The organism is Rhodocyclaceae bacterium, assembly GCA_020248265.1.
GTDB lineage: Bacteria > Pseudomonadota > Gammaproteobacteria > Burkholderiales > CAIKXV01 > CAIKXV01.
The window spans coordinates 17,946-41,117 of sequence record JADCHX010000031.1 but is presented as its reverse complement, the minus strand read 5'-3'; the positions used below and the strand labels follow the sequence as shown (position 1 = coordinate 41,117).

At 65.0% G+C, this 23,172-nt stretch carries 19 protein-coding genes, 2 pseudogenes and 1 CRISPR repeat array; of the genes and pseudogenes, 15 read left to right on the top strand and 6 right to left on the bottom strand.

Annotated features, from left to right (window positions below; translation table 11 throughout):
• Positions 1-501: a BrnT family toxin gene (locus tag ING98_21035; GenBank protein ID MCA3104359.1), complete on the bottom strand. Its 501-nt coding sequence runs from the start codon at positions 499-501 to the stop codon at positions 1-3.
• Between the two features lie 194 nt (positions 502-695).
• Between ING98_21035 and ING98_21030 the strand changes: the two genes are divergently transcribed.
• The 11 genes and pseudogenes from ING98_21030 (at position 696) to cas2e (ending at position 12,391) form a co-directional block, all read left to right on the top strand.
• Entirely contained in the window at positions 696-1,667 is a 972-nt protein-coding gene (locus ING98_21030; protein ID MCA3104358.1) for a tripartite tricarboxylate transporter substrate binding protein, read from the top strand.
• 10 nt (positions 1,668-1,677) lie between these two features.
• On the top strand, positions 1,678-2,889 hold the full coding sequence (locus ING98_21025; GenBank protein MCA3104357.1) for a membrane dipeptidase: 1,212 nt from the start codon (positions 1,678-1,680) through the stop codon (positions 2,887-2,889).
• Positions 2,888-3,158, top strand: a pseudogene (locus ING98_21020) (transposase). Before ING98_21025 ends, ING98_21020 begins: the two are co-directional and overlap by 2 nt.
• A gap of 467 nt (positions 3,159-3,625) precedes the next feature.
• Positions 3,626-6,313 carry a CRISPR-associated helicase Cas3' gene (gene cas3, locus ING98_21015; GenBank protein ID MCA3104356.1) on the top strand — a complete coding sequence of 896 codons (2,688 nt, stop codon included), beginning with the start codon at positions 3,626-3,628 and terminating at the stop codon, positions 6,311-6,313.
• Positions 6,314-6,331: 18 nt separating this feature from the next.
• Positions 6,332-7,951 carry a type I-E CRISPR-associated protein Cse1/CasA gene (locus tag ING98_21010; protein ID MCA3104355.1) on the top strand — a complete coding sequence of 540 codons (1,620 nt, stop codon included), beginning with the start codon at positions 6,332-6,334 and terminating at the stop codon, positions 7,949-7,951.
• Positions 7,896-8,489, top strand: coding sequence for a type I-E CRISPR-associated protein Cse2/CasB (locus tag ING98_21005; GenBank protein ID MCA3104354.1), 594 nt, complete (start codon positions 7,896-7,898; stop codon positions 8,487-8,489). The genes ING98_21010 and ING98_21005 overlap by 56 nt, the downstream gene beginning before the upstream one ends.
• Positions 8,490-8,520: 31 nt before the next feature.
• Positions 8,521-9,705, top strand: a complete 1,185-nt coding sequence (gene cas7e / locus ING98_21000) for a type I-E CRISPR-associated protein Cas7/Cse4/CasC (GenBank protein MCA3104353.1) — start codon at positions 8,521-8,523, stop codon at positions 9,703-9,705.
• 1 nt (position 9,706) lies between these two features.
• Positions 9,707-10,429, top strand: a complete 723-nt coding sequence (gene cas5e, locus ING98_20995) for a type I-E CRISPR-associated protein Cas5/CasD (protein MCA3104352.1) — start codon at positions 9,707-9,709, stop codon at positions 10,427-10,429.
• On the top strand, positions 10,426-11,187 hold the full coding sequence (locus ING98_20990) for a type I-E CRISPR-associated protein Cas6/Cse3/CasE (protein ID MCA3104351.1): 762 nt from the start codon (positions 10,426-10,428) through the stop codon (positions 11,185-11,187). The genes cas5e and ING98_20990 overlap by 4 nt, the downstream gene beginning before the upstream one ends.
• Before the next feature lie 12 nt (positions 11,188-11,199).
• A complete protein-coding gene (gene cas1e, locus ING98_20985) occupies positions 11,200-12,105 on the top strand; it encodes a type I-E CRISPR-associated endonuclease Cas1 (protein ID MCA3104350.1) in 906 nt (301 codons plus the stop codon).
• Positions 12,077-12,391, top strand: a complete 315-nt coding sequence (gene cas2e, locus ING98_20980; protein MCA3104349.1) for a type I-E CRISPR-associated endoribonuclease Cas2 — start codon at positions 12,077-12,079, stop codon at positions 12,389-12,391. The genes cas1e and cas2e overlap by 29 nt, the downstream gene beginning before the upstream one ends.
• A 55-nt stretch (positions 12,392-12,446) precedes the next feature.
• Positions 12,447-14,736: direct repeats of the CRISPR family, unit length 29 nt; unit sequence GGTTGCCCCGCGCGAGCGGGGATAGGCCC.
• A gap of 362 nt (positions 14,737-15,098) precedes the next feature.
• Here the strand turns inward: cas2e and ING98_20975 are convergent.
• The 3 genes and pseudogenes from ING98_20975 to ING98_20965 form a co-directional block, all read right to left on the bottom strand.
• Positions 15,099-15,263 (bottom strand): annotated as a pseudogene (locus tag ING98_20975) (IS3 family transposase).
• Positions 15,264-15,474: 211 nt separating this feature from the next.
• A complete protein-coding gene (locus ING98_20970; protein ID MCA3104348.1) occupies positions 15,475-15,726 on the bottom strand; it encodes a BrnA antitoxin family protein in 252 nt (83 codons plus the stop codon).
• On the bottom strand, positions 15,710-15,985 hold the full coding sequence (locus ING98_20965) for a BrnT family toxin (GenBank protein MCA3104347.1): 276 nt from the start codon (positions 15,983-15,985) through the stop codon (positions 15,710-15,712). The genes ING98_20970 and ING98_20965 overlap by 17 nt, the downstream gene beginning before the upstream one ends.
• A 483-nt stretch (positions 15,986-16,468) precedes the next feature.
• On the opposite strand from ING98_20965, the gene ING98_20960 reads away from it, so the two are divergent.
• The 3 genes from ING98_20960 to ING98_20950 all read left to right on the top strand — a co-directional run bounded on the left by ING98_20960 (position 16,469) and on the right by ING98_20950 (position 19,897).
• On the top strand, positions 16,469-17,446 hold the full coding sequence (locus ING98_20960) for a tripartite tricarboxylate transporter substrate binding protein (GenBank protein MCA3104346.1): 978 nt from the start codon (positions 16,469-16,471) through the stop codon (positions 17,444-17,446).
• Between the two features lie 136 nt (positions 17,447-17,582).
• Complete coding sequence (locus ING98_20955) at positions 17,583-18,845, top strand: hypothetical protein (protein ID MCA3104345.1); 1,263 nt, start codon at positions 17,583-17,585, stop codon at positions 18,843-18,845.
• Positions 18,842-19,897, top strand: coding sequence for an alcohol dehydrogenase catalytic domain-containing protein (locus ING98_20950; protein MCA3104344.1), 1,056 nt, complete (start codon positions 18,842-18,844; stop codon positions 19,895-19,897). The genes ING98_20955 and ING98_20950 overlap by 4 nt, the downstream gene beginning before the upstream one ends.
• Here the strand turns inward: ING98_20950 and ING98_20945 are convergent, their stop codons facing one another.
• A complete protein-coding gene (locus ING98_20945; protein MCA3104343.1) occupies positions 19,898-20,710 on the bottom strand; it encodes a phytanoyl-CoA dioxygenase family protein in 813 nt (270 codons plus the stop codon).
• A complete protein-coding gene (locus tag ING98_20940; protein ID MCA3104342.1) occupies positions 20,707-21,681 on the bottom strand; it encodes a tripartite tricarboxylate transporter substrate binding protein in 975 nt (324 codons plus the stop codon). Before ING98_20940 ends, ING98_20945 begins: the two co-directional genes overlap by 4 nt.
• Positions 21,682-22,063: 382 nt before the next feature.
• Between ING98_20940 and gmd the strand changes: the two genes are divergently transcribed.
• Positions 22,064-23,167 (top strand): GDP-mannose 4,6-dehydratase, encoded by a 1,104-nt coding sequence (gmd, locus tag ING98_20935; protein ID MCA3104341.1) that lies wholly within the window; start codon positions 22,064-22,066, stop codon positions 23,165-23,167.
• The last annotated feature ends 5 nt before the right edge of the window (positions 23,168-23,172 follow it).

Here is a 23,172-nt window from a genome sequence, read left to right as displayed (position 1 = left end):
TCACGAACTGGTCAATGAGTTCCTTCGGAATGGACGGCATCCGCGCCGCTCGGGCCTGGGCCGCAATCGTCGTTTTCCTGCTTGGCATACATGCTCCTCATCGTCATGATATGCCTCGCACACAAAATTCCGGACACCCTCTTTTCTCATGCTGAACACGTGGCGCACAGCACCTCTCTGGGTATAGCCGATCACGACCATGCGGCCCATCAGCATCCCGAAACAGAGGATCCGGAGTTCACCGTCATCCCTCCTGATGTCTTCCACCTCGGCAGTACGGCCGCTGAACACCAGCCAGGCGTCCTCGAAGTCCAGCCCTCTGTGGGCCAGTGTCCAGTCGCGCTTGGCTGGATCGTAAGACAGGGCATCAGAATTATTGTATATACGCAAAACAGGTCCTGCAATCGTCGTATCACTTGCCTGCCGCCCGCCCTCCGTGCAGGAGGTTGATCCGTCGATCGTGCAACGTCCGACGCCAGTCAACCCGGTCCGACAGGGCATTCTGGCGGCACAAACATCGTCATCGATCGACGCGCGGCCCGCGGAAAACGTCTGCGCCTTGCCGATGCTTGCCGAAGCTGCCAACATCGATTCCACCCCGGCTCACCGCAGCACGGATTTTCGAAACCTTCTCAACCCCCAGTCGGAGATCCATCGGGATGGATGAGCCGCCACCTGTGAACCCGATGGCCCGTATGGCAGGCCCTGTCGCGCTGGTTGCGATATCCATGGTCTTCGCCTCAGGGCTCGCCACAGGCGCTGCCCTCGACGACTACCCCACCCGCCCCATCCGCATCTTGGTCGGCTTCTCCCCCGGCGGTGGCACCGACACCTACGCCCGTATCCTCGCCCCGCGCCTGGCCGCCCGCGTCGGCCAGCAGGTGATCATCGACAACCGCGCCGGCGCAGGCGGCAACATCGCTGCGCAGGCGGTGGCCAAGGCGCTACCCGACGGCTACACGCTGCTGTTCATCTCGCCATCGCACGTGATCAACCCGTCGCTGCAGAAGTCGCTGCCGTTCGACCCCATCGCCGACTTCGAGCCGATCTCGACGGTCGCGGCCGGCACGGTCGTGCTCGTCGTGCACCCGGCGCTGCCGGTGAAGCACGTGAAGGACCTGATCGCGCTCGCGCGCAGCCAGCCGGGTGCGATCAATTTCGCTTCCGGCGGCACCGGTTCTTCGAGCCAGATGAACGTGGAGCAGTTCCGCAGCCTGGCCAAGATCGAGCTCGGGCATGTGCCATACAAGGGCACTGCCTCGGCCATCCCCGACCTGCTGGCGGGCGAGGTCCACATGGCGATCGACACCGTCGCTGCGCTGCTGCCGCACATCAAGTCCGGCCGGCTGCGCGCGCTGGGGGTCGGCGACCGCGTACGCTCGACCCTGCTGCCCGGCGTACCGACCATCGAGGAAGCGGGCGTGCCCGGCTACGAGATGTACGGTGGCACCGGCGTGCTCGCCCCGGCCAAGACGCCGCGCGAGATCCTTGAGCGCCTGAGCCGCGAGATCAACGCCGTGCTGAAGGAACCCGAGGTGGTGCAGCGCTTCACCGAACTGGCGGTGCGCCCGACCGGCAACACGCCAGAGGCCTTCCGCGCCCAGATGAAGACCGACATGGCCCGCTACGCGAAGATCATCGCGAACGCGGGCATCCAGCCGCAGTAGGAGGACCCCGATGCCGATGACCGCACAGGCCGCGCTCGAACGCGCGCAACGCATCCACGCCGAACACGTGGTGATCGATTCGATGGCGCCGCATTTCATCACCGAATGGGTGATGACCCCGCCGATGGTCGAGCTCGCGCGCGCACTGCAGGCGAAGGGGAAGAAGCGCTCCGAGATCCGCGGCGTCATGGCCGACTATCTGCTCGAGCACTGCGCCACCGACCCGGCCACGCGCGAGGCCTACCTGTCGTACTGGCGCCGGTCGGGGGTGACCGCAGGCAACATCACCCTGTTCGGTGGCGGCCGTCCGGGCACTGCCTGGGAGGCGCTGGTCGACAACCTTGGCCGCGCCGGGCGGATGATCGATGCGCTCGATGGCGCCGTGGTACGCGCCGACGGCGCTGCCGACATCGAGCGCGCGCACCGCGATAAACGCCACGCAGTGATCTACAACATCCAGAACGCCGAGCCGGTCGGTGACCAGCTCGACCGCGTCGACACGCTGTACGGCCTGGGCATGCGCAGCATGCAGCTCACGTACAACCTGCGTACCCGCTTCGGCGACGGCTGCCTCGAGAAGAACGACGGCGGCATCAGCCGCTTCGGCGAGGCGCTGGTCGACAAGCTCAACCGGTCGCGGATGATGGTCGACGTGTCGCATGCCAGCCCGCGCACCGCAGCCGATGCAGTCGCCGCCTCGACGATGCCGGTGGTCGCCAGCCACACCGCGGCGCGCGCCATCAGCGGCCATGCCCGTGGGCTGCCAGACGACGTGCTGCGCGCAATCGCCGCGCGCGGCGGCTACATCGGCCTGGTGATCCTGCCTACCTTCCTGATGCCTGCCGGCGGCGACGGCCGGGCCTTGAAGCGGGGCAAGCCTGCGGGCTGGGGCACGCTCGACACCGTGATCGAACATGTACAGCACATCATCGACGTGGTCGGCGAAGACCATGTCGGCATCGGCACCGACTGGGGCAAGCCGTACTACACGGCGATCGAATGGGCGCCAGCGATGACGAACGAGGCGGCGTCCGGCTTCGACTGGATCGGCTGGCGCCCGCAGGACAACTTCGATCCGAACGTGCAGATGGTCGACATGGAGACCTGGGACAAGTGGCACAACCTGACCGCAGCGATGCTCGAACGGGGCATGCCGGAGTCGACGGTGGTGAAGGTGGTTGGCGGGAATTTCCTGCGGGTGTTCGGGGAGGTGTGCGGGTAGGGCCTGCAAGCAGCTGGGCATCGTTCACAAGTTCACCCGAGCCTACCGCCCTCAGACCAACGGCAAGGCCGAGCGCTTCATCCAGTCCGCCCTGCGCGAGTGGGCGTATGGATGGGTTCTACCAGAACTCGAGCCAGCCCACTGCCACGCTCGCCAGCTGGCAGCACCACTACAACTGGCATCGCCCCCATGCAGGAATCGGGGGCGTTGCTCCGATGTCCAGACTCAAGCCGTCAGGAAGGAATAACCTCTTGACGCTTCACAGCTAGCCCAGACCATCCCAGTGCCCGAACGATTCCCGCGTCGCCCATTCGGTGGTGACGTTCGAGCGAACGGGCGGAAACGCGCGACGCGGTTGTGGCGCGACTTCCGGTTAGTTCGGTACGCCGGCATATCCGAACCGCTTTTTCTGAAGACTGTACGATTTCAAGCCACTTCCGCGAATGTCACTCTCATGACGGTTCAGTGGCAGCTTGTGCTTGCGCGGCGCGACCACGCATCCCTTTCGATCCAGGCTCATCTGATGAGCCTCTTGACTACTACGCTGCCGTCTAATTTCGAATCTTCACCGCCTTAAACGTTCGCGCACATTTGGGTTGTCATATTCGGGAACCTACCGCTTGATCTGCATCCTTTGGCTATAAGCTCCAGCGTCAGTTCATCCGGCGGGCAGCGAATTCCTTACCGCGCCAGCTCTTCTTTATAGTACCCAACCTACCCCAATCCTGAGGCGCAATTGCCAGAACAAACTCCCAGTTGGAGCCCATGGGGAAAGCTAAGGTACGCTGATCAAGGAAAAGTGCGAATACACCCGTTGCTCGATCACATGACTGATGTGGCATGTGTATTGGAAGCGATGCTCAGCACTGTGGGCTTGCGCCGAGCTGCTGAACGCGCAGCAGAGCGGCCCTTGAGCCGTACCGATATCGCGCGCCTATGTGTGTTGGCATTTCTTCACGATATCGGGAAAGCAAACGCGGGCTTCCAAGGGCGGTACTGGCGGACAACCGCAGAGCGCCCGGTCGGGTGGCACGCGCAGAATTGCGGCCACGGGCCTCAGGGTTGGGGCGTGCTCATTGGCACCTTTGCAACCGCTGATCGGATCAAGGCATGCTTGCCCGTCGCCGAAATCGCTTCTTGGGGCGACGGGTGCGAAACCTTGCTGCACGCCAGTATCAGCCACCACGGTCGCCCGGTAGCAGACGACTGCACCGAGAGCATCTGGGAGCGTGTTGTAGTTGGTGGACGCGTTCTCTACGACCCCGCAGACGCCATCGCAGCTATGGGGCTATCGATCCGTTCCCAGTTCCCCTTGGCGTTCGAGCCGGAGACCTCGCAGCTTCCTACGACGCCGGCGTTTACGCATCACTTCGCTGGCCTGGTGCAGTTGGCCGACTGGTTAGGCTCGGATACTCGCGAGGGATTCTTCCCCTACAGCTTGCCCGGCGAGGACCGCAGCCACACCGCCAAGCAACGAGCCAGACGAGCGGTTAGCACCATCGGTCTTGACGTCGGCGATCCAGATGAGCGCAGACGCGTGACGCATTTCGACTTTGGCCTTGCGTTTCACGTGGCGAAGCCGCGCCCGATGCAGACAGCGCTAGCCACAGCGGGCTTGGGGCCCGTACTCATTCTGGAAGCTGAAACAGGCAGCGGAAAGACCGAGGCGGCGCTTTGGCGTTTCCTGCACCTGTGGCGCGCCGGTCACGTCGACGCGCTTTACTTTGCCTTACCGACTCGCGTCGCGGCCACTCAATTGCACGAGCGCGTGCGAAAGTTCGTTGACCGAGTATGGTCTTCCGACGCGCCGGTGGTCGTGCGTGCATTGCCCGGCTACACCGCAGCAGACGGCCAGGGCTACGAGGCCTTGCCAGGTTTCGAGGTGCTGTGGCACGACACTCCTGCCGACGACGAAGCAGAGCGGCGCTGGGCGGCCGAGTCGCCCAAGCGTTACCTTGCGGCGACCATCGCAGTGGGCACGGTGGACCAGGCACTGCTTGGTACGCTACAGATAAAGCATTCGAATCTGCGTCAAGCAGCGCTGTCCCGCAGCCTGCTCGTGATGGACGAGGTGCACGCGTCCGATGCATACATGACGCGCCTTTCCGAGCATTTGCTCCGGGCGCATGTTTCCTGCGGCGGTCACGCCCTCCTCCTGTCAGCCACGTTGGGCGCAGTAGCTCGCACGCGATATCTCTCAATTGGTGCGCAGAAAGCGGCACCCATGCCTTCACTTGCCGAAGCGCGGGCAATGCCTTACCCAGCTATTGGCAGCTGCGACAAAGCGGGCCCCTATCTGGAGTCAGTCGTCGGCAACCCCAGAGGTAAGACTGTGCACTGGGAGACACTGGACCTTATCGACGATGTAGAGCGCATCGCGGCTTTAGCCCTGAATGCGGCGGCTGAAGGAGCACGCGTCCTCGTAGTCCGCAACACCGTCGCCGCGGCCATTGCCACACTTCGCGCCGTCGAAGCCTTGCCTGCGGCACGGGCACTGGACTGCCTCTTTCGAGTGGCTGGCGTCAGCACGCTGCACCACAGCCGGTTCAGCCGACAGGACCGGCCACTGCTGGATGCCGAAGTACAGACCCAGCTAGGCAGACACCGGACGCAATCCGGCGGCCGAGTAGTGATCGGAACCCAGACGTTGGAACAAAGCCTGGACATTGACGCCGACCTTCTGATCACCGACCTATGTCCCATGGACGTTCTACTGCAGCGCCTCGGCCGGCTGCACCGGCATGAGAGGCCCAGCGCCGAAGCACCGGACGACCATCGGCCTGAAGGCTTTGGACTGGCACGCGCTTTGGTGCTGACCCCATTAGGCAACAACTTGGGGGCGTTGCTCAATCGCCAGCGTCATGGATTGGGTCCGATACGTATCAAGGGCCAGCCGTTGGCCGGCGTATATGTGGACCTGCGTGTGCTGGAAGCTACTCGTCGCCTTATCGCTGGAGCGCCAACGCGGAGCATCCCCGCCGACAACCGTATGTTGGTTGAGTTGACCACGCACCCTGCGGCTCTGGATGCCGTCGCCCGCGAAATGGGGCCGGATTGGGTCACCTTCGGGCATGAGGTAGACGGTGGACTGGCCGCGAACAAGACAATAGCTACGATGCACGCCTTGCCTTTCGATCAGCCCTTTGGCGAATCATTGTTCCCACAAAACGAGCATATGATCGGAAGCCGTCTCGGCGCAGCCGACCGCCTAGTGACGTTTGAAGACTTGGCACCAGTCGGGCCCTTCGGCCTCCCTGTTGTGCAGATCGCGTTACGTCATCACATGGTGCCGCGCGCGTTGGCAGCAGATACCCGGCCCGAGGCTGTGCGGCCCCTGCCCTGCGAAGGTGGATTTACGTTTCGGTTGGGCGAGGCTGAATACCGCTACTCTCGATGGGGCGTCGAGCGCCTTTCGTCCGACTGAAGGAGATGAGCTGCAATCATGCCAAATGATGTCGAATCGGACGGATGCCACTGGTGCCTGCTGGACAAGCCCGTTATCCGCTGGCGCGAAAGCGTCACGGGTCGCCTGACGCGTGGCAGCCTTCCTGAGCTTATGGCAGAGATGGCCAATGACCGCGTGCGGGACTTCCCCGGGCTTCGTGCACACCAGCGACATCCCTGGCACGCCTTCCTGGTGCAACTCGCCGCGATCGCACTGCATCGAGACGGAGCCACGCAACCCTTTCTAGATGCCACTGCATGGCGGCGTGCGTTGCTTGCGCTGACGCCTGATGCCCCGGACGGAGCAGCGTGGTGCCTGGTGTCGCCGGCGGATCGATCGGCCCTGCTTCAGGCGCCGGTGCCCCACGAGCGTCCAATGGACTGGAAGAACCAGTTACGTGCAGCCGATGAACTGGACATGCTGGTGACATCGAAGAATCACGACTTGAAGGGAGCGCGTGCACGGCATGCGGAACCCGACGATTGGTTGTTCGCGTTAGTCAGCTTGCAGACACAAGAAGGCTTCCTTGGCGCAGGCAACTACGGCATCTCTCGCATGAACGGGGGCTTCGCCAGTCGCCCGGGCGTTGGCGTCGCCGCCTTTGGGCTGTGGGGCAGACGCTGGCTGGACGATACTGAACGTTTGTTGTCGCAACGCGACCGAGTTGTATCCACCCAAGGCTTCGCACCCGAAGGAGGAACGGCACTGCTGTGGACAGTCGCGTGGGACGGGACTGCCTCATTGGCACTTTCAACGCTGGACCCACACTACATTGAAATCTGCAGACGCGTGCGCCTGATGATTAGCGAGGGAACGATCACGGCAGCCGTCATCGGCAGCAAAGTGGTACGAGTTGCAGCCAAGGATCGCAACGGGATCACCGGCGATGCTTGGACGCCCGTTGAGACTGCTGAAGCCAAGGCCCTGACCGTTTCCGGCACCGGCTTCGAGTACAAGCTCATGAGTGACCTCCTTATCGGAGAGCGCTTCACGCAAGGCGCGGCGTGGCGGATGGATTCCTGGCCGCCGGAGGTAGCGCTCGAGGTCATCGCCCAAGCGACGGTTCGCGGGCAAGGAAAAACGGAGGGCTACCACGAGCGTCGTGTCCCCGTCTCGCCCAAGATGCGTCGCTTGCTCGGCGGACCGCAGCGTGCAGCCGTTGCCGAGATCGCGAAGCAACGTATCGCGGCCATCGCAGCACTGCGAAAGCTACTGTGGAGCGCACTCGCGTTGCTTTTCGCGAACGGTGACGGAGACGACCGAAACGACACGATCAGCGATCGCGCCGGTCGCTTCGCGCGGCCCTTCGAACAGCAGGAAGACAGCCGATTCTTCGATGATTTGGCACAGGAAGCCGAAGCCGGGGACGGAGAGCGGGCTGCGATGCGCATGGCCTGGATGATTGGGCTGGTCGCGCGCGCTGATGCGGTCTTGAATGGGGCATTCAACGCCGGGCCGCGCAGCGCGATGCAACGCTACAAGGCACAGTCGGCAGCGTTGTCCCGTTTCCACGGCGGATTGCGTGGCGCCAAGCCGGTACTACCGGACCTGGCCCATCACTATGCACAACAACGTACCTCCGAGGGCACCGGAACAAAAGGAGAACCCCGTGGTTGAAGAATTATCCGACTCAGATACTGGGTTGGCGGCACAGACGAAGCGTACGAGTCCGCTCGCCGCTTTGGCAGCCTATGTGCAAAAGGCGGGTCTCGGCGAGCGTGCTGCGCTTGCACGGTTGGTACCCAATGCACTTCGTCCGCACGAGGTGGCTGCCCTGACACGCGCCCTCCTTTATTCCGGCATGAAGCCCGAGACGTGGCGAGCTGATACATGGCCTCGCTGGGCCTTGGTCGCCCAAGGGATAGCCCTTGCAGGGCACGATGGTGGAGGCCGCTTGGGCGTCCAGTTCGCGGATGCCGGGGTTGCCGAGTCCAGGGTCACCAAGCTACTGACATCTCGTGGCGAAGCCTTTCGCCAGTTACTGCCTCGCGTGTTGCGTCTCCTGGCGAGCAAGTCAGTGCGGCCGAACTGGTTCGAGCTCGGCGAACTTGTGCTTAAGGAAGACAGCGCGCTCGATGAAGACCTGGAGCGCGCCGAGCAGCTCAGGCTGCGGATCGCCAGCGCCTATTTTGCAGCGCAGTCCAGGAAGGACTGAATTTCCTCATGCACTTCAAAGGTAGATCGCAATGATGATTCCCCGCTTCATACAGATCCATACGTTGCACAACTACCCGGCTGCGCTGCTGAACCGGGATGACGCTGGCTTGGCGAAGCGGCTGCCATACGGCGACAAGGTGCGAACGCGCATCTCCTCGCAATGCCTGAAGCGCCACTGGCGTGTCGCCAAGGATGCATGCTCCCTTGAGCGACTGGAGGTGCCCATGGCCGTTCGCTCGCGTGAAACGCTGCGGCTCATACGGGACCGGCTGGTCGCGGCCGGCGTTTCCGAACCTCTCGCACAAACTGCTGTTGAGGGCTTGCGTGCGGCGGGATTGGTGGACAAGGCGAAGGACCTCAAGGGCAACGACGCCCTCGAGACAGGTCAAGCCGTCCTGCTCGGCTACGCAGAGGTCGACTATCTGGTCCAACGCTGTGCAACGCTCGCTGGTGAACATACCGAAGAGAAAGACTTAAAGGCAGCTATCGCCGGCTTCCTGAAGAACGAGAAGAAGAACATTGAGGCGCTCCGCCTGGGTAGCGGTTTGGAGTCCGCCCTATTCGGTCGCATGGTAACGTCCGACGTCCTCGCCAACCGTGATGCGGCGGTGTATGTGGCACATGCCTTTACGGTGCATGAAGCACAGGTCGAGAACGACTACTTCACGGTTGTTGACGATCTGCTGCGAGATGCAGGTCAACTCGGCTCCGCGGGCATTTTTGACACCGAACTCGCGAGCGGTTTGTATTACGGCTATCTCGTGGTCGATGTGCCACAGCTGATCGCCAACCTGGAAGGAGTATCCATCCACGACTGGGCCGCAGTGCGCCCCGATCAGCGCGAATTGGCTGGCCGCGTGGTGAAGAGCCTGTTGCATTTGGTAGCGACCGTCAGCCCTGGTGCAAAACGAGGCTCCACCGCGCCTTTCGAATGGGCCAAGTTCATGCTCGTCGAAGCGGGTGACTGGCAACCACGCAGCTTGGCAGGCGCTTTCCACAACGCGTTACCACTGGCACAGCCGGCGCTGCGCCAGGCTGCAGTGCAGCGCATAGCCCACGAACTGGGCGGCTTGGACGCAGCCTACGGCGCGCCGCTGGCACGACGTTTCCTTTCGGTTGACGAAGTGGCCATTCCCGGCGCACAGCGTTTGCCGCTGGCCGCGCTCAGCGATTGGGCCCAGGCGGCTGTCATGCAGGCAAGCGTGGAGGCATGAAGTGACGCGCCATCTCGTGTTGCGGTTGGCAGCACCGTTGATCGCCTTTGGTGGCGAGGCAATCGACAACCGCGGTGTGATCCGTGATTTCCCCGCCCTTTCGATGCTGACGGGTTTGATCGCTAACGCGCTGGGTTGGGATCGTGCGAATCACGAATTGCACAACCGATTGCAGGAGCGCTTACGCATGGGTACCGCGCTCGAGCCAGGATCGCGCCGGCTGCAGGATTTCCAGACCGCGGAGCTAGGTGCATCAGACAGTGGCTGGACTACGTGGGGCCAGCCGGAAGAGCGGCGTGGAGGCGCTGGGTCGTATGCTAGCCCTCATTTGCGCTACCGGGACTACCAAGCCGATTTTCGAGGCTGGGTGGTGCTTGCCCTGCAACCGGCGGACGAGGCCCCGACGCTGAGCGCAATTGCCGATGCGCTTGACCGACCAGTGCGCCCGTTGTTCATCGGACGAAAAGCCTGCGTGCCGAGCGAACGTCTGGTTGCCGGCTGGCAGGATAGCGACAACGTGCTGGGCGCCCTGCGGGCGCTCGTGAATGAGCACGTATCTCCGGGTGCAGAAGGTTGGCGGGTCCAGTGGCCTGAGGGTGAAGGTGCTATGGAGCCCAACCGCCGGATGGATATCTGTGACGAGCGCAATTGGACTAGTGGGCTGCACGGTGGCTGGCGTCCGGTCTATGAGGCGATCGTCGGTGCGCAGGAAATCGCGCCATGAGCAATGGCTTGCATTTGTTGCATACACGCCCGGACACCCGGCTGCTCGCGACGTGGATGGCGCAGCACCATGCCCGCCATGAGCGCCAGACGGCGGACCTCGGCGACGTTCTTCATGGGCTTCTTCGCGCAGTTTTCGGCAGTGCTCCCCCCCAGCCCTTCCGCTACCTGGAGGAGGGACGGGGCCTCCTTGCCTACACTTCGCTTGACGCCCATGCGCTGGCCGCTAAGGTCGAGCGGGCGGACTTGTTGGCGGCTCGAACGTTGGGGCTTGTCGCCACCAGCGAGCGCGAAGGTTTCCGCGTACGGCCGTTCCCGACAGAATGGCCAAAGGGCAAGATTCTGGGCTTTGAGGTCCGAGTCCGGCCCACGGTGCGCGCGGCCAAAGGCGAGCAGGATGCTTTTCTACACGCCGCGGCCCAGGCGCCTGATGCACCGCTGAATCGCGAAGCGGTCTACGCGCAGTGGCTGCGAGAGCACTTGGCGCCTCGCGCAGGCTCAGGAGTGGAGCCCTGGCAAGGCGCGGTGGATCTGCTGGATGTTCATCTGTCTGCATTCAAGCTAGGAAGCATCGTGCGGCGTGCCCAGGCTTCGGAGGGGATCCGTCGCAAGGCACAAGCTATAGAAGGCCCGGATGCAGTGCTCAATGGGCGATTGCAGGTTCTGGACCCCACGGCCTTTGGGCACCTGCTGGCCCGGGGCGTGGGTCGACACCGCGCCTTCGGCTTCGGCATGCTGTTGTTGAGCACAGCAGACTGACGAGCTGCTGGCATGTTAAAGGGACGCCTCGGTCTGGCGACTGCGCGCATGCCGCACACGGATCGCCACGGCCTGCTATGGCTTTCTCGGGGCGAGCTTTGCGTAAGCAATGGCTGTTTGAATTTCCTGCGCGGGCGCGAAAGTCTGAATCCGAGCATGGACCAGATTCCGCACCAGTCGGTGTCGATGGTTCTGCTCGGTCCTGGCAGCAGCGTTACACAGGACGCGCTGCGCCTGCTCGCGCGCCACGGCACGCTGCTGGCAGCAGTGGGCGAGGACGGCGTACGCACCTATACAGCGCCGCCGCTACTCCCAGATCGCTCAGATGTCGCGCGACGCCAAGCCGAGCTATGGGGTAATCCGCGAAGGCGCATAAGCGTCGCGCGTCACATGTATGCGCTGCGGCTAGGTGAGGTACTTCCTCACCGGGAATTGGATACGCTGCGCGGTATAGAGGGCGCACGTGTTAAGGACGTGTACAAGCACATGGCAGAGAAGCACGGTGTTCGATGGCAGGGGCGCAACTACGACCGGGCCGATCCGAACGCTGCCGACCTTCCCAACCAAGCCATCAACCACGCGGCTACTGCGGTGCAGGCAGCTGCAGCAATTGCGGTGCAATCACTTGCTGCCCTCCCGCCTCTAGGCTTCATTCACGAGCATTCAGGGCAGTCTTTCGTGCTCGACATTGCGGATCTGTTTCGTGAGACGGTGACCTTGCAGGTCGCTTTCACGGCGGCAAAGCGGGCCGAGCAAGGGGACGAGACGGTCGACCGACTGGTCCGGCGAGAGGCCGCGGCTGTGTTCCGAAAGCAGCAGGTGATCGGAGCGATGATCGACCGCATCAAGCAGGTTTTGCGCATGGATGAGAAGGATAGCGAGGCGAATAGTGGCGCTAGTGATTATCGTAATCCGTGACGCGGCCGACCGCTTTCACGGGTTTCTGTCGTCCGTGATGCTGGAGATGGCACCAAACGTATTCGTCTCGCCTCGGATGAATCCTAGGGTGCGCGAGAGGGTGTGGGAGGTGATGCGCGACTGGCATCGTCATGAGTCGCGAGGCAGCTTAGTAATGGTGTGGCGAGACCTTAATGCTGTCGGCGGCGTGGGCGTCGCCAGCCTGGGCGAAGTCCCACGTGAGTTGGTAGAAGCTGATGGAATGTGGCTGGTACGCCGCCGTTCCATGGTTGCCAGAGTTCCTTAAAATATTGGACTGACTTTGCTTTTCCCCCTTGCACGCCAATCGGTTGCATGCAAGAGGTTGCCCCGCGCGAGCGGGGATAGGCCTTTCCGCCCACTCCCGCAGCGTCTTGGCAACGGGGTTGCCCCGCGCGAGCGGGGATAGGCCCGCAAAGCCGTTGCCAAGACGCTGCGGGAGTGGGGTTGCCCCGCGCGAGCGGGGATAGGCCGTACCGTAGCGCAATGGTGCTGATCCCGCGAAAGGTTGCCCCGCGCGAGCGGGGATAGGCCCGCGCGGCACTCGTTCAACTACTTTTTTCGGGGGGTTGCCCCGCGCGAGCGGGGATAGGCCGACAGCGACCGTCTGGCGCGATGTAGTGCTTCCGGTTGCCCCGCGCGAGCGGGGATAGGCCCGTGGAGGCATGCTCCGATGACTGCACTTATGCGGTTGCCCCGCGCGAGCGGGGATAGGCCCGCGTCCATGTCGCGATCCTCGTGCAGTTTCCGGGTTGCCCCGCGCGAGCGGGGATAGGCCCATCAGCCGCGGCGCGTCTGGTGGCCCCGGCTAGGTTGCCCCGCGCGAGCGGGGATAGGCCCCAAGCAACTGCGCGCAGTGCGCGCACAAGTTGGGTTGCCCCGCGCGAGCGGGGATAGGCCGAATCGCAAGTCACTGGCCTGCTGCTCGGACGTGGTTGCCCCGCGCGAGCGGGGATAGGCCCTCATCATCCGTCGCCAGCCCGTTCGCGTGACGGGTTGCCCCGCGCGAGCGGGGATAGGCCCGTGATGTAGTTCGCCGCCGACGAAACCGCCCCGGTTGCCCCGCGCGAGCGGGGATAGGCCCGAGTGATGCGACGACGACTGAGTTCATGCGATGGTTGCCCCGCGCGAGCGGGGATAGGCCCGTCCGCTTGATCGCCGCCGCGCCGGAGATGCTGGTTGCCCCGCGCGAGCGGGGATAGGCCCGGGTCCGGTCGCAGGGCTAGCCCCTTTGAACAGGTTGCCCCGCGCGAGCGGGGATAGGCCCGAGCCGATTGCGCTAAAGCACGGCGTCAGTCCGGTTGCCCCGCGCGAGCGGGGATAGGCCCAGCTTCCGCGCGTCGCAAGGGCAGATGCTCGCGGTTGCCCCGCGCGAGCGGGGATAGGCCCGATGCGCTGCGCTCGGCTTCCCGTGGGCAGTCGGTTGCCCCGCGCGAGCGGGGATAGGCCCCCGGAGTCGATGTCTTGATCGCGCAGCGCGGGGGTTGCCCCGCGCGAGCGGGGATAGGCCCGTCGATCAGGAAATCCCGGCACTGATAGAGGCGGTTGCCCCGCGCGAGCGGGGATAGGCCCGTCGATCAGGAAATCCCGGCACTGATAGAGGCGGTTGCCCCGCGCGAGCGGGGATAGGCCCTGCGGCGCGCGGAAATCGACCGCTTCGCCCAGGGTTGCCCCGCGCGAGCGGGGATAGGCCCCAGAAGCCAATGGACACGGCGCGCGCATTGGCGGTTGCCCCGCGCGAGCGGGGATAGGCCCTGTCGATCGACATCTACACCGCGCCGCCCGGTGGTTGCCCCGCGCGAGCGGGGATAGGCCCTCATCAAAGCGGCCGAGATCCTCGAAGTGAGCGGTTGCCCCGCGCGAGCGGGGATAGGCCCCCGGCATTCGACGGCATGGAGTTCGTTGACGGGGTTGCCCCGCGCGAGCGGGGATAGGCCCTCGATCACCTCGGAGTCGGTCAGCAGCACGGCGGTTGCCCCGCGCGAGCGGGGATAGGCCCGCGGGCTACGCGATGGAGGTCAAGGCGCACGCGGTTGCCCCGCGCGAGCGGGGATAGGCCCCCCATGGCCGCGTCGCTGCCGGACAGCAGGACGGTTGCCCCGCGCGAGCGGGGATAGGCCCTTTCCGGGCGGTGCGGCGCTACAGTTCAGCCAGGTTGCCCCGCGCGAGCGGGGATAGGCCCTTCTCCGCCGACTTCACCGCGCGCGGGATCTCGGTTGCCCCGCGCGAGCGGGGATAGGCCCGCAGCCACGCCGCCGACGAACAGATCGCCCGGGGTTGCCCCGCGCGAGCGGGGATAGGCCCTGTCTGCCACGCTGGATCGCATCCGAGTGCGTGACAGGTTGCCCCGCGCGAGCGGGGATAGGCCCTTGACCGTGCGTTTCCAGCCCGCCACGCTGCCGGTTGCCCCGCGCGAGCGGGGATAGGCCCGTCGTTGATGCCGCGACCACCGCCGACAACGGGGTTGCCCCGCGCGAGCGGGGATAGGCCCCGGCCGGTGTACCTGCACTACCTGGTCGCACGGGTTGCCCCGCGCGAGCGGGGATAGGCCCTCGGCTGCCACGATCACCTCCGGGTCGACGCCGGTTGCCCCGCGCGAGCGGGGATAGGCCGTAGCCGACGCCGATGTCGGATTGCTCGAGCGGGGATAGGCCCTCGGACGGCTCGAAAAAGAACTCCAGGGCGCTGGTTGCCCCGCGCGAGCGGGGATAGGCCCGCGAGCGAGACGGCCACCGCGCAGCAGATCAAGGTTGCCCCGCGCGAGCGGGGATAGGCCCAAGCTGGGTTCCTTTCCACCGCCACCGAAAATGGTTGCCCCGCGCGAGCGGGGATAGGCCGCAATGCAGATGGCGCTGGAGTGTCTGGAGTCCGGTTGCCCCGCGCGAGCGGGGATAGGCCCCTCGGCGCAATCAACATCTCGTGGGAGTGACCGGTTGCCCCGCGCGAGCGGGGATAGGCCCTAGGCTGGCTGGATCGCGGACGTACCCCGTGGGCAAGTCCTGACGCTGCTCGTAGGCCTGGTGCCAGCCCTTGAGGGCGTTCTTCGTCGGATAGCCGAGCTGGCGGATGGTCAGGCCAGCGCGCTTGCCCAGCTTGATGTAGAGCTGAATAGCTCGCAGTCTGTCGTCGTATGAGTACATGAACTACCCCTGAAGGTAGTCCAAGAAATCGTCCGCACCCCCAGTGGGTCAGATTTACTTCGGCGTTGACAGCAGGTTGCCCCGCGCGAGCGGGGATAGGCCCACCTGGGCGGCGATCACCTAGAGCCCCAACACGGTTGCCCCGCGCGAGCGGTTCTACGCGTCCCCACCGTATCGGTCGTCTCGCGATCGCCGGCTCGGACAAACGCCGTCAGGTCGACTTCAGTTCTTCGCGCAGCACCTTCCGGAGCGTCGCGACCGTCAACGAACTTTCCCGAGGCGAGTCGATGGCCTTGCGCAGTGCGGCGTTGATCAGCGTCTGGTAGCCCGATCCTTCGGTAGTGGCACGCCCCTTGAAGGCCTCGAGTACGTCGTCGTCGATCATGATGGTGATGCGTGTCTTCCCGCAGCGAGGCAGGACGGCACCGCGCTTGCCCTTGCTGAAGTCATATTCGTCGCGCATGGTATTGCTCCGCTTCGCGGGGGCTGGCTTTCCGTGCCGAGATGATTCGTGTCGTGTCGCCACGTTGCGTATGGACCACCACCAGGATTCGTGCGAGTCCATCCATGCACAAAGAGATGAATCGATACTCTCCGCTCGAATCAGGGTCTTCGATTGAAATCGCGAAGTCGTCCTGCAAAGCCTGGATGGCATCGACGAAACGCACCCCATGCTTGCGGTAGTTGGCAGCCGCCTTCGCTGGATCGAACGATGTTTCCATGAAAATGATACGCATAAAATATGCATTGCGTCAATGCTGATCCAGGCCGATCCATGTGCCTTGAATCGGTGCGGAACAGGTACCGCAGCCGAACGACGACTTCGGATGCCGACTGATTCTGTCCTGTCCGCGTCTGCTCGACGCGTTGCGACAGGAACGCTTGGCAGCGCAAACCTTCCCGGTCAGGCGTCACCTTTCCCGCTCTGCATCGTTCGTCGGCTTATAGGCACCTCATGTGCGCCATATGGCAGGTTCTTCGAAAGTCGACATGGCTGCGCATCGTCGCTGGCTTCGAGCGTCCGAGCGAAGGCACGATCGAGACGTATGGCAGGCCGATCGGCGCGCCCGGCCCCGCGCGCTGCCCCGTGCGCCGTTTGACGCACCGCCACCCATCGGCGAGACTTCTTCCTCCAGCGTATGGATGCAGGCGGCACCGCCCTGCCTGCATCCCTGCCCACAAGAATGACAGCGGAGGAGAGTCAGATGGTCACGCGGCGTCGTTTCGTCCAGGCAATGGGTTCGTCGGCACTCGTGTCGTCCGCAGGAACCGCATTTTCGGCCGCCCCCTATCCGGCGCGCCCCGTTCGCATGATCGTGCCGCTCGCACCCGGCGGTGGCTCCGACGCCATCGCCCGCCTGGTGAGCGCCAACCTCACCGAGCGCTTCGGCCAGCAGTTCATCGTCGATAACCGTCCGGCGGCCTCCGGCATCGTCGGCACCGACCTGGTCGCGAAGGCCCCGCCCGACGGCTACACGCTGCTCACGGTGTTCTCCACCCACGCGATGAGCGCCGAGCTGTTCGCCAAGCTGCCCTACGACCCGATCAACGACTTCGCGCCGATCACGCTCGCCACGCAGTCGCCGCTGGTGCTGCTGGTGAACGCGAACCTGCCGGTGAACAACCTGAAGGAGTTCATCGCGTATGCGAAGGCGAACCCGGGCAAGCTGAACTACGGCTCGTCCGGCCCGGGCAGCGCGCCGCATCTGATGACCGAACAGCTGAACGCGATGGCCGGCATCCAGACCACGCACATCGCCTACAAGGGCGTGGCACCGCTGACCACAGCGCTGATCCAGGGCGAGCTGCAGTTCGCGCTGGCCAACATCTTCACCACCATGCCGCATGTGAAGGCGGGCCGGATGAAGCTGCTCGCCACCGGTGGCGTCAAGCGCTCGCCGATCGCCCCCGACGTGCCCACCATCGCCGAGGCCGGATTGCCGGGCTACGACTCGGTGGTCTGGTACGGGTTCTTTGCGCCGGCGAAGACGCCGCGGCCGGTCGTCGAGATCCTGCACAAGGAGATCGTCGCGGTCCTGCGCAAGCCCGACGTCGCGAAGATCATCATCGATGGTGGCAACGAGCCGGTGGGCAGCACGCCGGCCGAATTCGCGGCGCTGCTTCGCGCCGAGGCGAAGAAGTGGGGCGCGCTCGGCCGCAAGCTGGGTGTGAGCCTCGACTGACCGACATCCGCGCCTGACTCTGGGGTCTGACCCCGGGGTCAGACCCCGGGGTCAGACCCCAGAGTCAGGCCTCGGACACCAGGCCTCTGGTGCCGAAAAGCGTGTCTGACCCGTTTCATTTCTGAGGATCTGTTCCGTGCCTGCATTCACTCCCGATCCGTTCCCGCCCGGCAAGGCCTACAGCAAGGGCTTCGAGATGGTCGGTTACACCGACCTGCAGGGCCGTCCAGGCTTCAAGATGGCGTTGCACCGGGTGCCTGGCAACCCGACGACCGGCGCGGGCGAGCGCTGGTACCTCTACACCGCGCAGTTCTGGTGCAGCGGCTTTTCCATCGTCGAGGTGACCGACCCGGCGGCCCCGCGCTTCGTGCGCTACGTGGAAGGCACGCCGAACACGTGGACGCTGCAGGTGCAGATTGCCGAAGGCCGGATGATCACCTCCATGGAGCGGATCATGCCCGGCTGGGGTGATGTCCCCGGTGCGCCGTTCGGCGAGGGCTTCCTGATCTGGGATCTCGCCGACCCCGAAGATCCGAAGATGCTCGGCCATTACAAGACCGGCGGCAAGGGCACGCACCGCAACTTCTACGCCGGCGGGCGCTACGTGCACGCCACGGCGCTGCCGGTAGGCTACGAAGGCCACATCTACCAGATCGTCGACATCAGCGATCCGGCCAACCCGCGCGAGGTCTCGCGCTGGTGGCGCAAGGGGCAGTGGACAGCCGGCGGCGAGACCGACGCGCCGGCCGACACCGCGCTGCATGGCGGCGCCTACGTCAAGGGCGATCGCGCCTACCTGCCGTACAGCGGCGGCGGCTTCGTGATCCTCGACATCTCGGACGTGACGAAGCCAACGATGATCAGCGACCTGCCGTTCTCGCCGCCGTTCGCCTCGCGCATCGCCGTGCATACCGCGTTGCCGTTGATGGGGCGTCCGCTGGTGGTGGTGAACTCCGAGGCGATCGCCGAGCGCTGCGACGAGCCGCTGCAGTTCGCCGCGATCATCGATGTCGCGGTCGAGACGCGCCCGCGCCTCATCTCGCTGTTCCCGCTGCCGATTCCCCCGGAAGACGCGCCGTACAAGAGCTTCGCGCACCGGGCAGGCCGCTTCGGCCCGCACAACCAGCACCAGCCGCAGTACCAGGACATCCTGTACCAGGACGAGAACACGGTGTTCATCACCTGGTTCAACGCCGGCCTGCGGGTGTACGACATCTCGATCGAACGCCAGCCACAGGAGATCGGCTACTTCATTCCGCCCGACCCGCTGGTGCAGCGCGGCCCGCTGCCCAAGACCGGCCTGGTCACGCAGTCGGAGGATGTCGTGGTCGATGCGCGCGGCAACGTCTTCGTGTCGGACAAGAACCACGGCATCTACGTGTTGCGGTTCAAGCGATGAAGGCGCTGGTGCTGGGCGCGTTCGGCGGCCCGCTCGAACTGAAGGATGTACCGGTGCCGGCCGTCGGCCCGAACGACGTGCTGGTGAAGGTCGGCGCCTGCGGCGTCGGCCTGACCGTGGTAAACCTGCTCGCGACGCCGGGACGTGTCGACCGCTATCCGCGCATCCCCGGTCACGAGATCGCCGGCGAGGTGGTCGCGGTGGGCGAGGGTGTGCGCACGATCAAGCCGGGCACTCGCGTGACCAACCACTTCTACATGACCTGCGGCAATTGCCGGAACTGCCGCAACGGCCGCGAGACGCTCTGCCTGTTCCCGAAGGGCAATATCGGCCAGAACCGCGACGGCGGCTATGCCGAGTACGTGTCGCTACCTGAGCGCAACGTGGTCGCGATTCCCGATGGTGTGTCCGATATCGATGCCGCGGTGGCCTCCGATGCGATCGCCACACCATTCCATGCCTGCGTGAAAGAGGCGCGGCTGCGCGCCGGCGACAGCGTGCTGGTGATCGGTGCGGCCGGCGGAGTGGGCATTCACATGATCCAGATGGCGCGGCTGTGCGGCGCGCGGGTGCTGGCGGCCGATGTCGGCGCCGCGAAGCTCGATTTCGTGCGATCGGTCGACTCGGCCGACGTCGTGATCGACGCCTCGGCGGGCGACCTCGCCGCGCAGGTGATGGAACACACCGGCGGTGAAGGCGTCGATGCAGTGATCGACATCGTCGCCTCGCGTACCACGCTGGCGGCATCGCTGGGTTCGCTGGCCGTCGGTGGCAGGCTGGTGATCATCGGCGCACATCCGCCCAGGGTGTACGGTGAAGATCCCAGTTTCCTGGTCGACCCGATCCGCTTCCTGCACCGCGGCCTGGAGATCCACGCATCGCGCTACGTCACGTTGTCCGAGATCGAGCGCACGCTTGAACTGGTGCGCGATGGCAGGATTCGATCGATCGTCACGAAGACGGTGGCGCTGGAAGCGGTGCCGACGCTGCACGAGGCGATCCGGCGGGGCGACACGCTGGGGCGGGTGGGGATGGTGGCCGGCAGCGCGTAGCTAGACGGCCACGTCCTGCGTCGAGGCCGACTTCGTCCCGGGCAGCGGCAGGTTGTCCTCGGCCCGATAGGTGCACACCAGCGAGAACTTCGTCGCCTGCGTACGGTTTCGCCCGGCGGCATGGAACAGACGGCAGTGGAACAACACCAGGTCGCCCGCAGCGAGCGACGGCGCGACGGCGCTGGCGATCAGCGCCTGGTTGTCTTCGCGATCGGTGCGCAGGAACAGCTGGTCGTCGAGGCGGTCGCGCCCGAAGTTCATCCGGTGGCTGCCGGGGATGAACGACAGGCAACCGTTCTGCTCGGTCTCGTCGCCCAGGGCGAACCAGGCCGAGATCAGTTCGGGGCGCTGGTATGACCAGTAGCGCACGTCCTGGTGCCAGTTGGTCTGGCTGGAGTAGCTGGGCATCTTGGTCATCACGCAGTTGTGGTGCGCCTGCGCCATCAGTACCGAGCCGCTGCTGCCCGTCGGCAGCATCAGTTCGCGCAGCACCTGACCCAGTGCGGGAGCGGTCGCGAGCGCGCGGAAGGTGTCACCGCGGTCATGGGCGCGCAGCAGGCGCCGGACCGTCTGGCCGCCAGGGGTCGCCGTCGAGGCGGGTGCGCCGGGGTATCCGACCTCCGCCTCCAGTTCAAGCGGTGCCTGGCGGGCGTCGAGCTGGCGCATGGCGGCTTCGCGAGCGGCAGCGACGAGCTCGGACGGCGACCATGCGCGCAGCACCAGCAACCCGTCGCGCTCGAACGTGGCGCACTCCGCCTGGCTGAGCGCCGCCGCGCCCGGCCTGGCGCACGCGGAGCGGGGCTGGGTACTCATTCCGGCACGATACCGGCGTTCTTCACGATGCGCGCCCATTTCGCGGTCTCGCTGGCGACGAACCGGCTCAGTTCTTCCGGGCTGCTCGACTGGGCCGAGCCGCCGAAGTTCACGAAGAACTCCTGCATCTTCGTCGTTTTCGTGGCGCCGCCGAACAGTTCCGCCATCCGCCTGATGGCATCTGCGGGCGAGCCCGACGGCATGAAACCGGCGAACCAGACGGTCAGCTCGTAGCCCTTCACGCCGGCCTCGTTCATCGTCGGCAGGTCGGGCAGGATCGCCAGCCGCGCCGGCGTGGAGACCGCCAGCGCGCGCAGCTTGCCGGCCTTCACCTGCGGCAGCAGCGTCACCATGTCGGCAATCATCAGCACCACCTGGCCGGAGACCAGGTCGGTCACGGCCTGCGGGTTGCTCTTGTAGGGCACGCGCAGGAAGTCGATGCCGGCCATCTCTTTGTACATCTCGACCGAGGCGCGCGACGAGGCACTGCCTTCGCCGAAGCCGAGCTTGCCCGGGTTCTTCCTCGCCAGCGCGGTCAGCTCGGCGATGGACTTCACCGGCAGCGACGGGTGCACGGCGGCGATCAGGCCGGCGGTGCCGATCAGCGAGACCGGAGCGAAATCCTTCTGCTGGCTGTACGGCAGCACCTTGAACAGGCTGGCGTTCGCCGCATTGGTCGTGTTGGTGCCGATCAGCAGCGTGTAGCCGTCGGCCGGTGCCCGTGCTGCCGCCTCCGCACCGATGATGCCGCTGGCGCCGGCACGGTTCTCGACGAGCACCGTCTGCCCGGTGGTCTCGGTCACATGGGCACCGACCAGCCGGGCGACCGAGTCGGTCGCGCTGCCGGCCGTGAATGGCACGATGAACCGCACCTGTTTCGCCGGGTAGGCCTGGGCGTGGACTTCGCCCGCCCAGAAAAGGCTGGCGGGCAACAGGGCGGCAGCAGCTGCGGTAGCGAAGGTGCGGATCATCGGTGTTCGTCCTTTGGATGCGCGTCGGCTCGGGCCTGCCGATCGCGGGCAAGCCCCGATTATTGCCGGGATGGCGCGGTTCCGCGAGCGGACTGGACAAGCTGCTGCCTGCGGCGAACACCTGTTGCGGCTGGCGGGCCATGGGCTGATGCCGATGCCTGTCCGGTCCGGGTGGACCGGCTGGGTATCGTCATCCCATGGGATACTTTCGCCATGGGGTCTGTTTTTCGCGGGTCTGGGACTGTCCATCGTCCTCCATGGCTGCGAACGCATCATGCGCCTGAGCCGTTCCGGCGCGTACGTTCTGTCGATCGCAGCGGGTGCCGGCATGGCGCTGATCCCTGCACTCATCGCATCGATGTCCCGCAAAGGAAGAAGGCAAATGGCTCCACCGGAATCCAACGGCAAGATCGCGCTCATCACCGGGGTCACCGGGCAGGACGGCTCGTATCTCGCCGAGTTCCTGCTGAACAAGGGCTACACCGTCCACGGCATCAAGCGGCGGTCGTCCCTGTTCAACACGAACCGGATCGACCATCTCTACCAGGACCCTCATGTGTCCAGCCGCAGGTTCATCCTGCACTATGGCGACCTGACCGACTCCACGAGCCTCATACGCATCGTGCAGCAGGTGCAGCCTGACGAGATCTACAACCTGGCCGCGCAGAGCCATGTGGCGGTCTCCTTCGAAGAGCCGGAGTACACGGCGAACACCGACGCGCTCGGTGCGTTGAGGCTGCTCGAGGCCATCCGGATCCTCGGGCTCGAAAGAAAGACACGTTTCTACCAGGCCTCCTCGTCGGAACTGTACGGCCTCGTGCAGGAGATTCCGCAGAAGGAAACGACCCCGTTCTATCCGAGGTCGCCCTATGCAGTGGCGAAGCTCTACGCCTACTGGATCACGGTCAACTACCGCGAGTCGTACGGGATCTACGCCTGCAACGGAATACTGTTCAACCACGAGTCGCCGGTACGGGGCGAGACCTTCGTGACGCGCAAGATCACCCGTGCAATGGCGCGCATCAAGCTGGGACTCCAGGAATGCCTCTACCTCGGCAACATGGACGCGAAGCGCGACTGGGGCCATGCGCGGGACTACGTCGAGATGCAGTGGCTCATGCTGCAGCAAGCCGAAGCGGAGGATTTCGTGATCGCGACAGGCGTCCAGTACAGCGTGCGCCAGTTCGTCGAGATAGCGGCGGCCGAGATCGGGCTTTCGATCCGGTGGCAGGGTACCGGGGTCGACGAGGTCGGCATCGACGGCGATGGCCGCAGGATCGTGGCGGTCGATCCGCGCTATTTCCGGCCGGCCGAGGTCGAGACCCTGCTCGGGGATGCGACGAAGGCCCGCGAGAAGCTCGGGTGGACGCCGCGCACGACCTTCGCCGAACTGGTCAGGGAGATGGTTCAGGAAGACCTGCGTTCCGCCGAGCGCGACGAGCTGACCAAGCGGCACGGATACAAGGCGTTCGATTTCAATGAGTAACCTGC

Bases quoted from the DNA above. Each gene is read 5' to 3' on its own strand.
- ING98_20990 (MCA3104351.1), top strand. From the start codon at position 10,426: ATGAGCAATGGCTTGCATTTGTTGCATACACGCCCGGACACCCGGCTG.
- cas7e (MCA3104353.1), top strand. From the start codon at position 8,521: ATGATGATTCCCCGCTTCATACAGATCCATACGTTGCACAACTACCCG.
- ING98_20940 (MCA3104342.1), bottom strand. From the start codon at position 21,681: ATGATCCGCACCTTCGCTACCGCAGCTGCTGCCGCCCTGTTGCCCGCC.
- ING98_20950 (MCA3104344.1), top strand. From the start codon at position 18,842: ATGAAGGCGCTGGTGCTGGGCGCGTTCGGCGGCCCGCTCGAACTGAAG.
- ING98_21035 (MCA3104359.1), bottom strand. From the start codon at position 501: ATGCCCTGTCGGACCGGGTTGACTGGCGTCGGACGTTGCACGATCGAC.
- ING98_21030 (MCA3104358.1), top strand. From the start codon at position 696: ATGGCAGGCCCTGTCGCGCTGGTTGCGATATCCATGGTCTTCGCCTCA.
- ING98_20970 (MCA3104348.1), bottom strand. From the start codon at position 15,726: ATGCGCGACGAATATGACTTCAGCAAGGGCAAGCGCGGTGCCGTCCTG.
- ING98_20945 (MCA3104343.1), bottom strand. From the start codon at position 20,710: ATGAGTACCCAGCCCCGCTCCGCGTGCGCCAGGCCGGGCGCGGCGGCG.
- ING98_20965 (MCA3104347.1), bottom strand. From the start codon at position 15,985: ATGGAAACATCGTTCGATCCAGCGAAGGCGGCTGCCAACTACCGCAAG.
- cas1e (MCA3104350.1), top strand. From the start codon at position 11,200: ATGTTAAAGGGACGCCTCGGTCTGGCGACTGCGCGCATGCCGCACACG.
- ING98_21005 (MCA3104354.1), top strand. From the start codon at position 7,896: ATGCACAACAACGTACCTCCGAGGGCACCGGAACAAAAGGAGAACCCC.
- gmd (MCA3104341.1), top strand. From the start codon at position 22,064: ATGGCTCCACCGGAATCCAACGGCAAGATCGCGCTCATCACCGGGGTC.
- ING98_21025 (MCA3104357.1), top strand. From the start codon at position 1,678: ATGCCGATGACCGCACAGGCCGCGCTCGAACGCGCGCAACGCATCCAC.
- ING98_21010 (MCA3104355.1), top strand. From the start codon at position 6,332: ATGCCAAATGATGTCGAATCGGACGGATGCCACTGGTGCCTGCTGGAC.
- ING98_20960 (MCA3104346.1), top strand. From the start codon at position 16,469: ATGGTCACGCGGCGTCGTTTCGTCCAGGCAATGGGTTCGTCGGCACTC.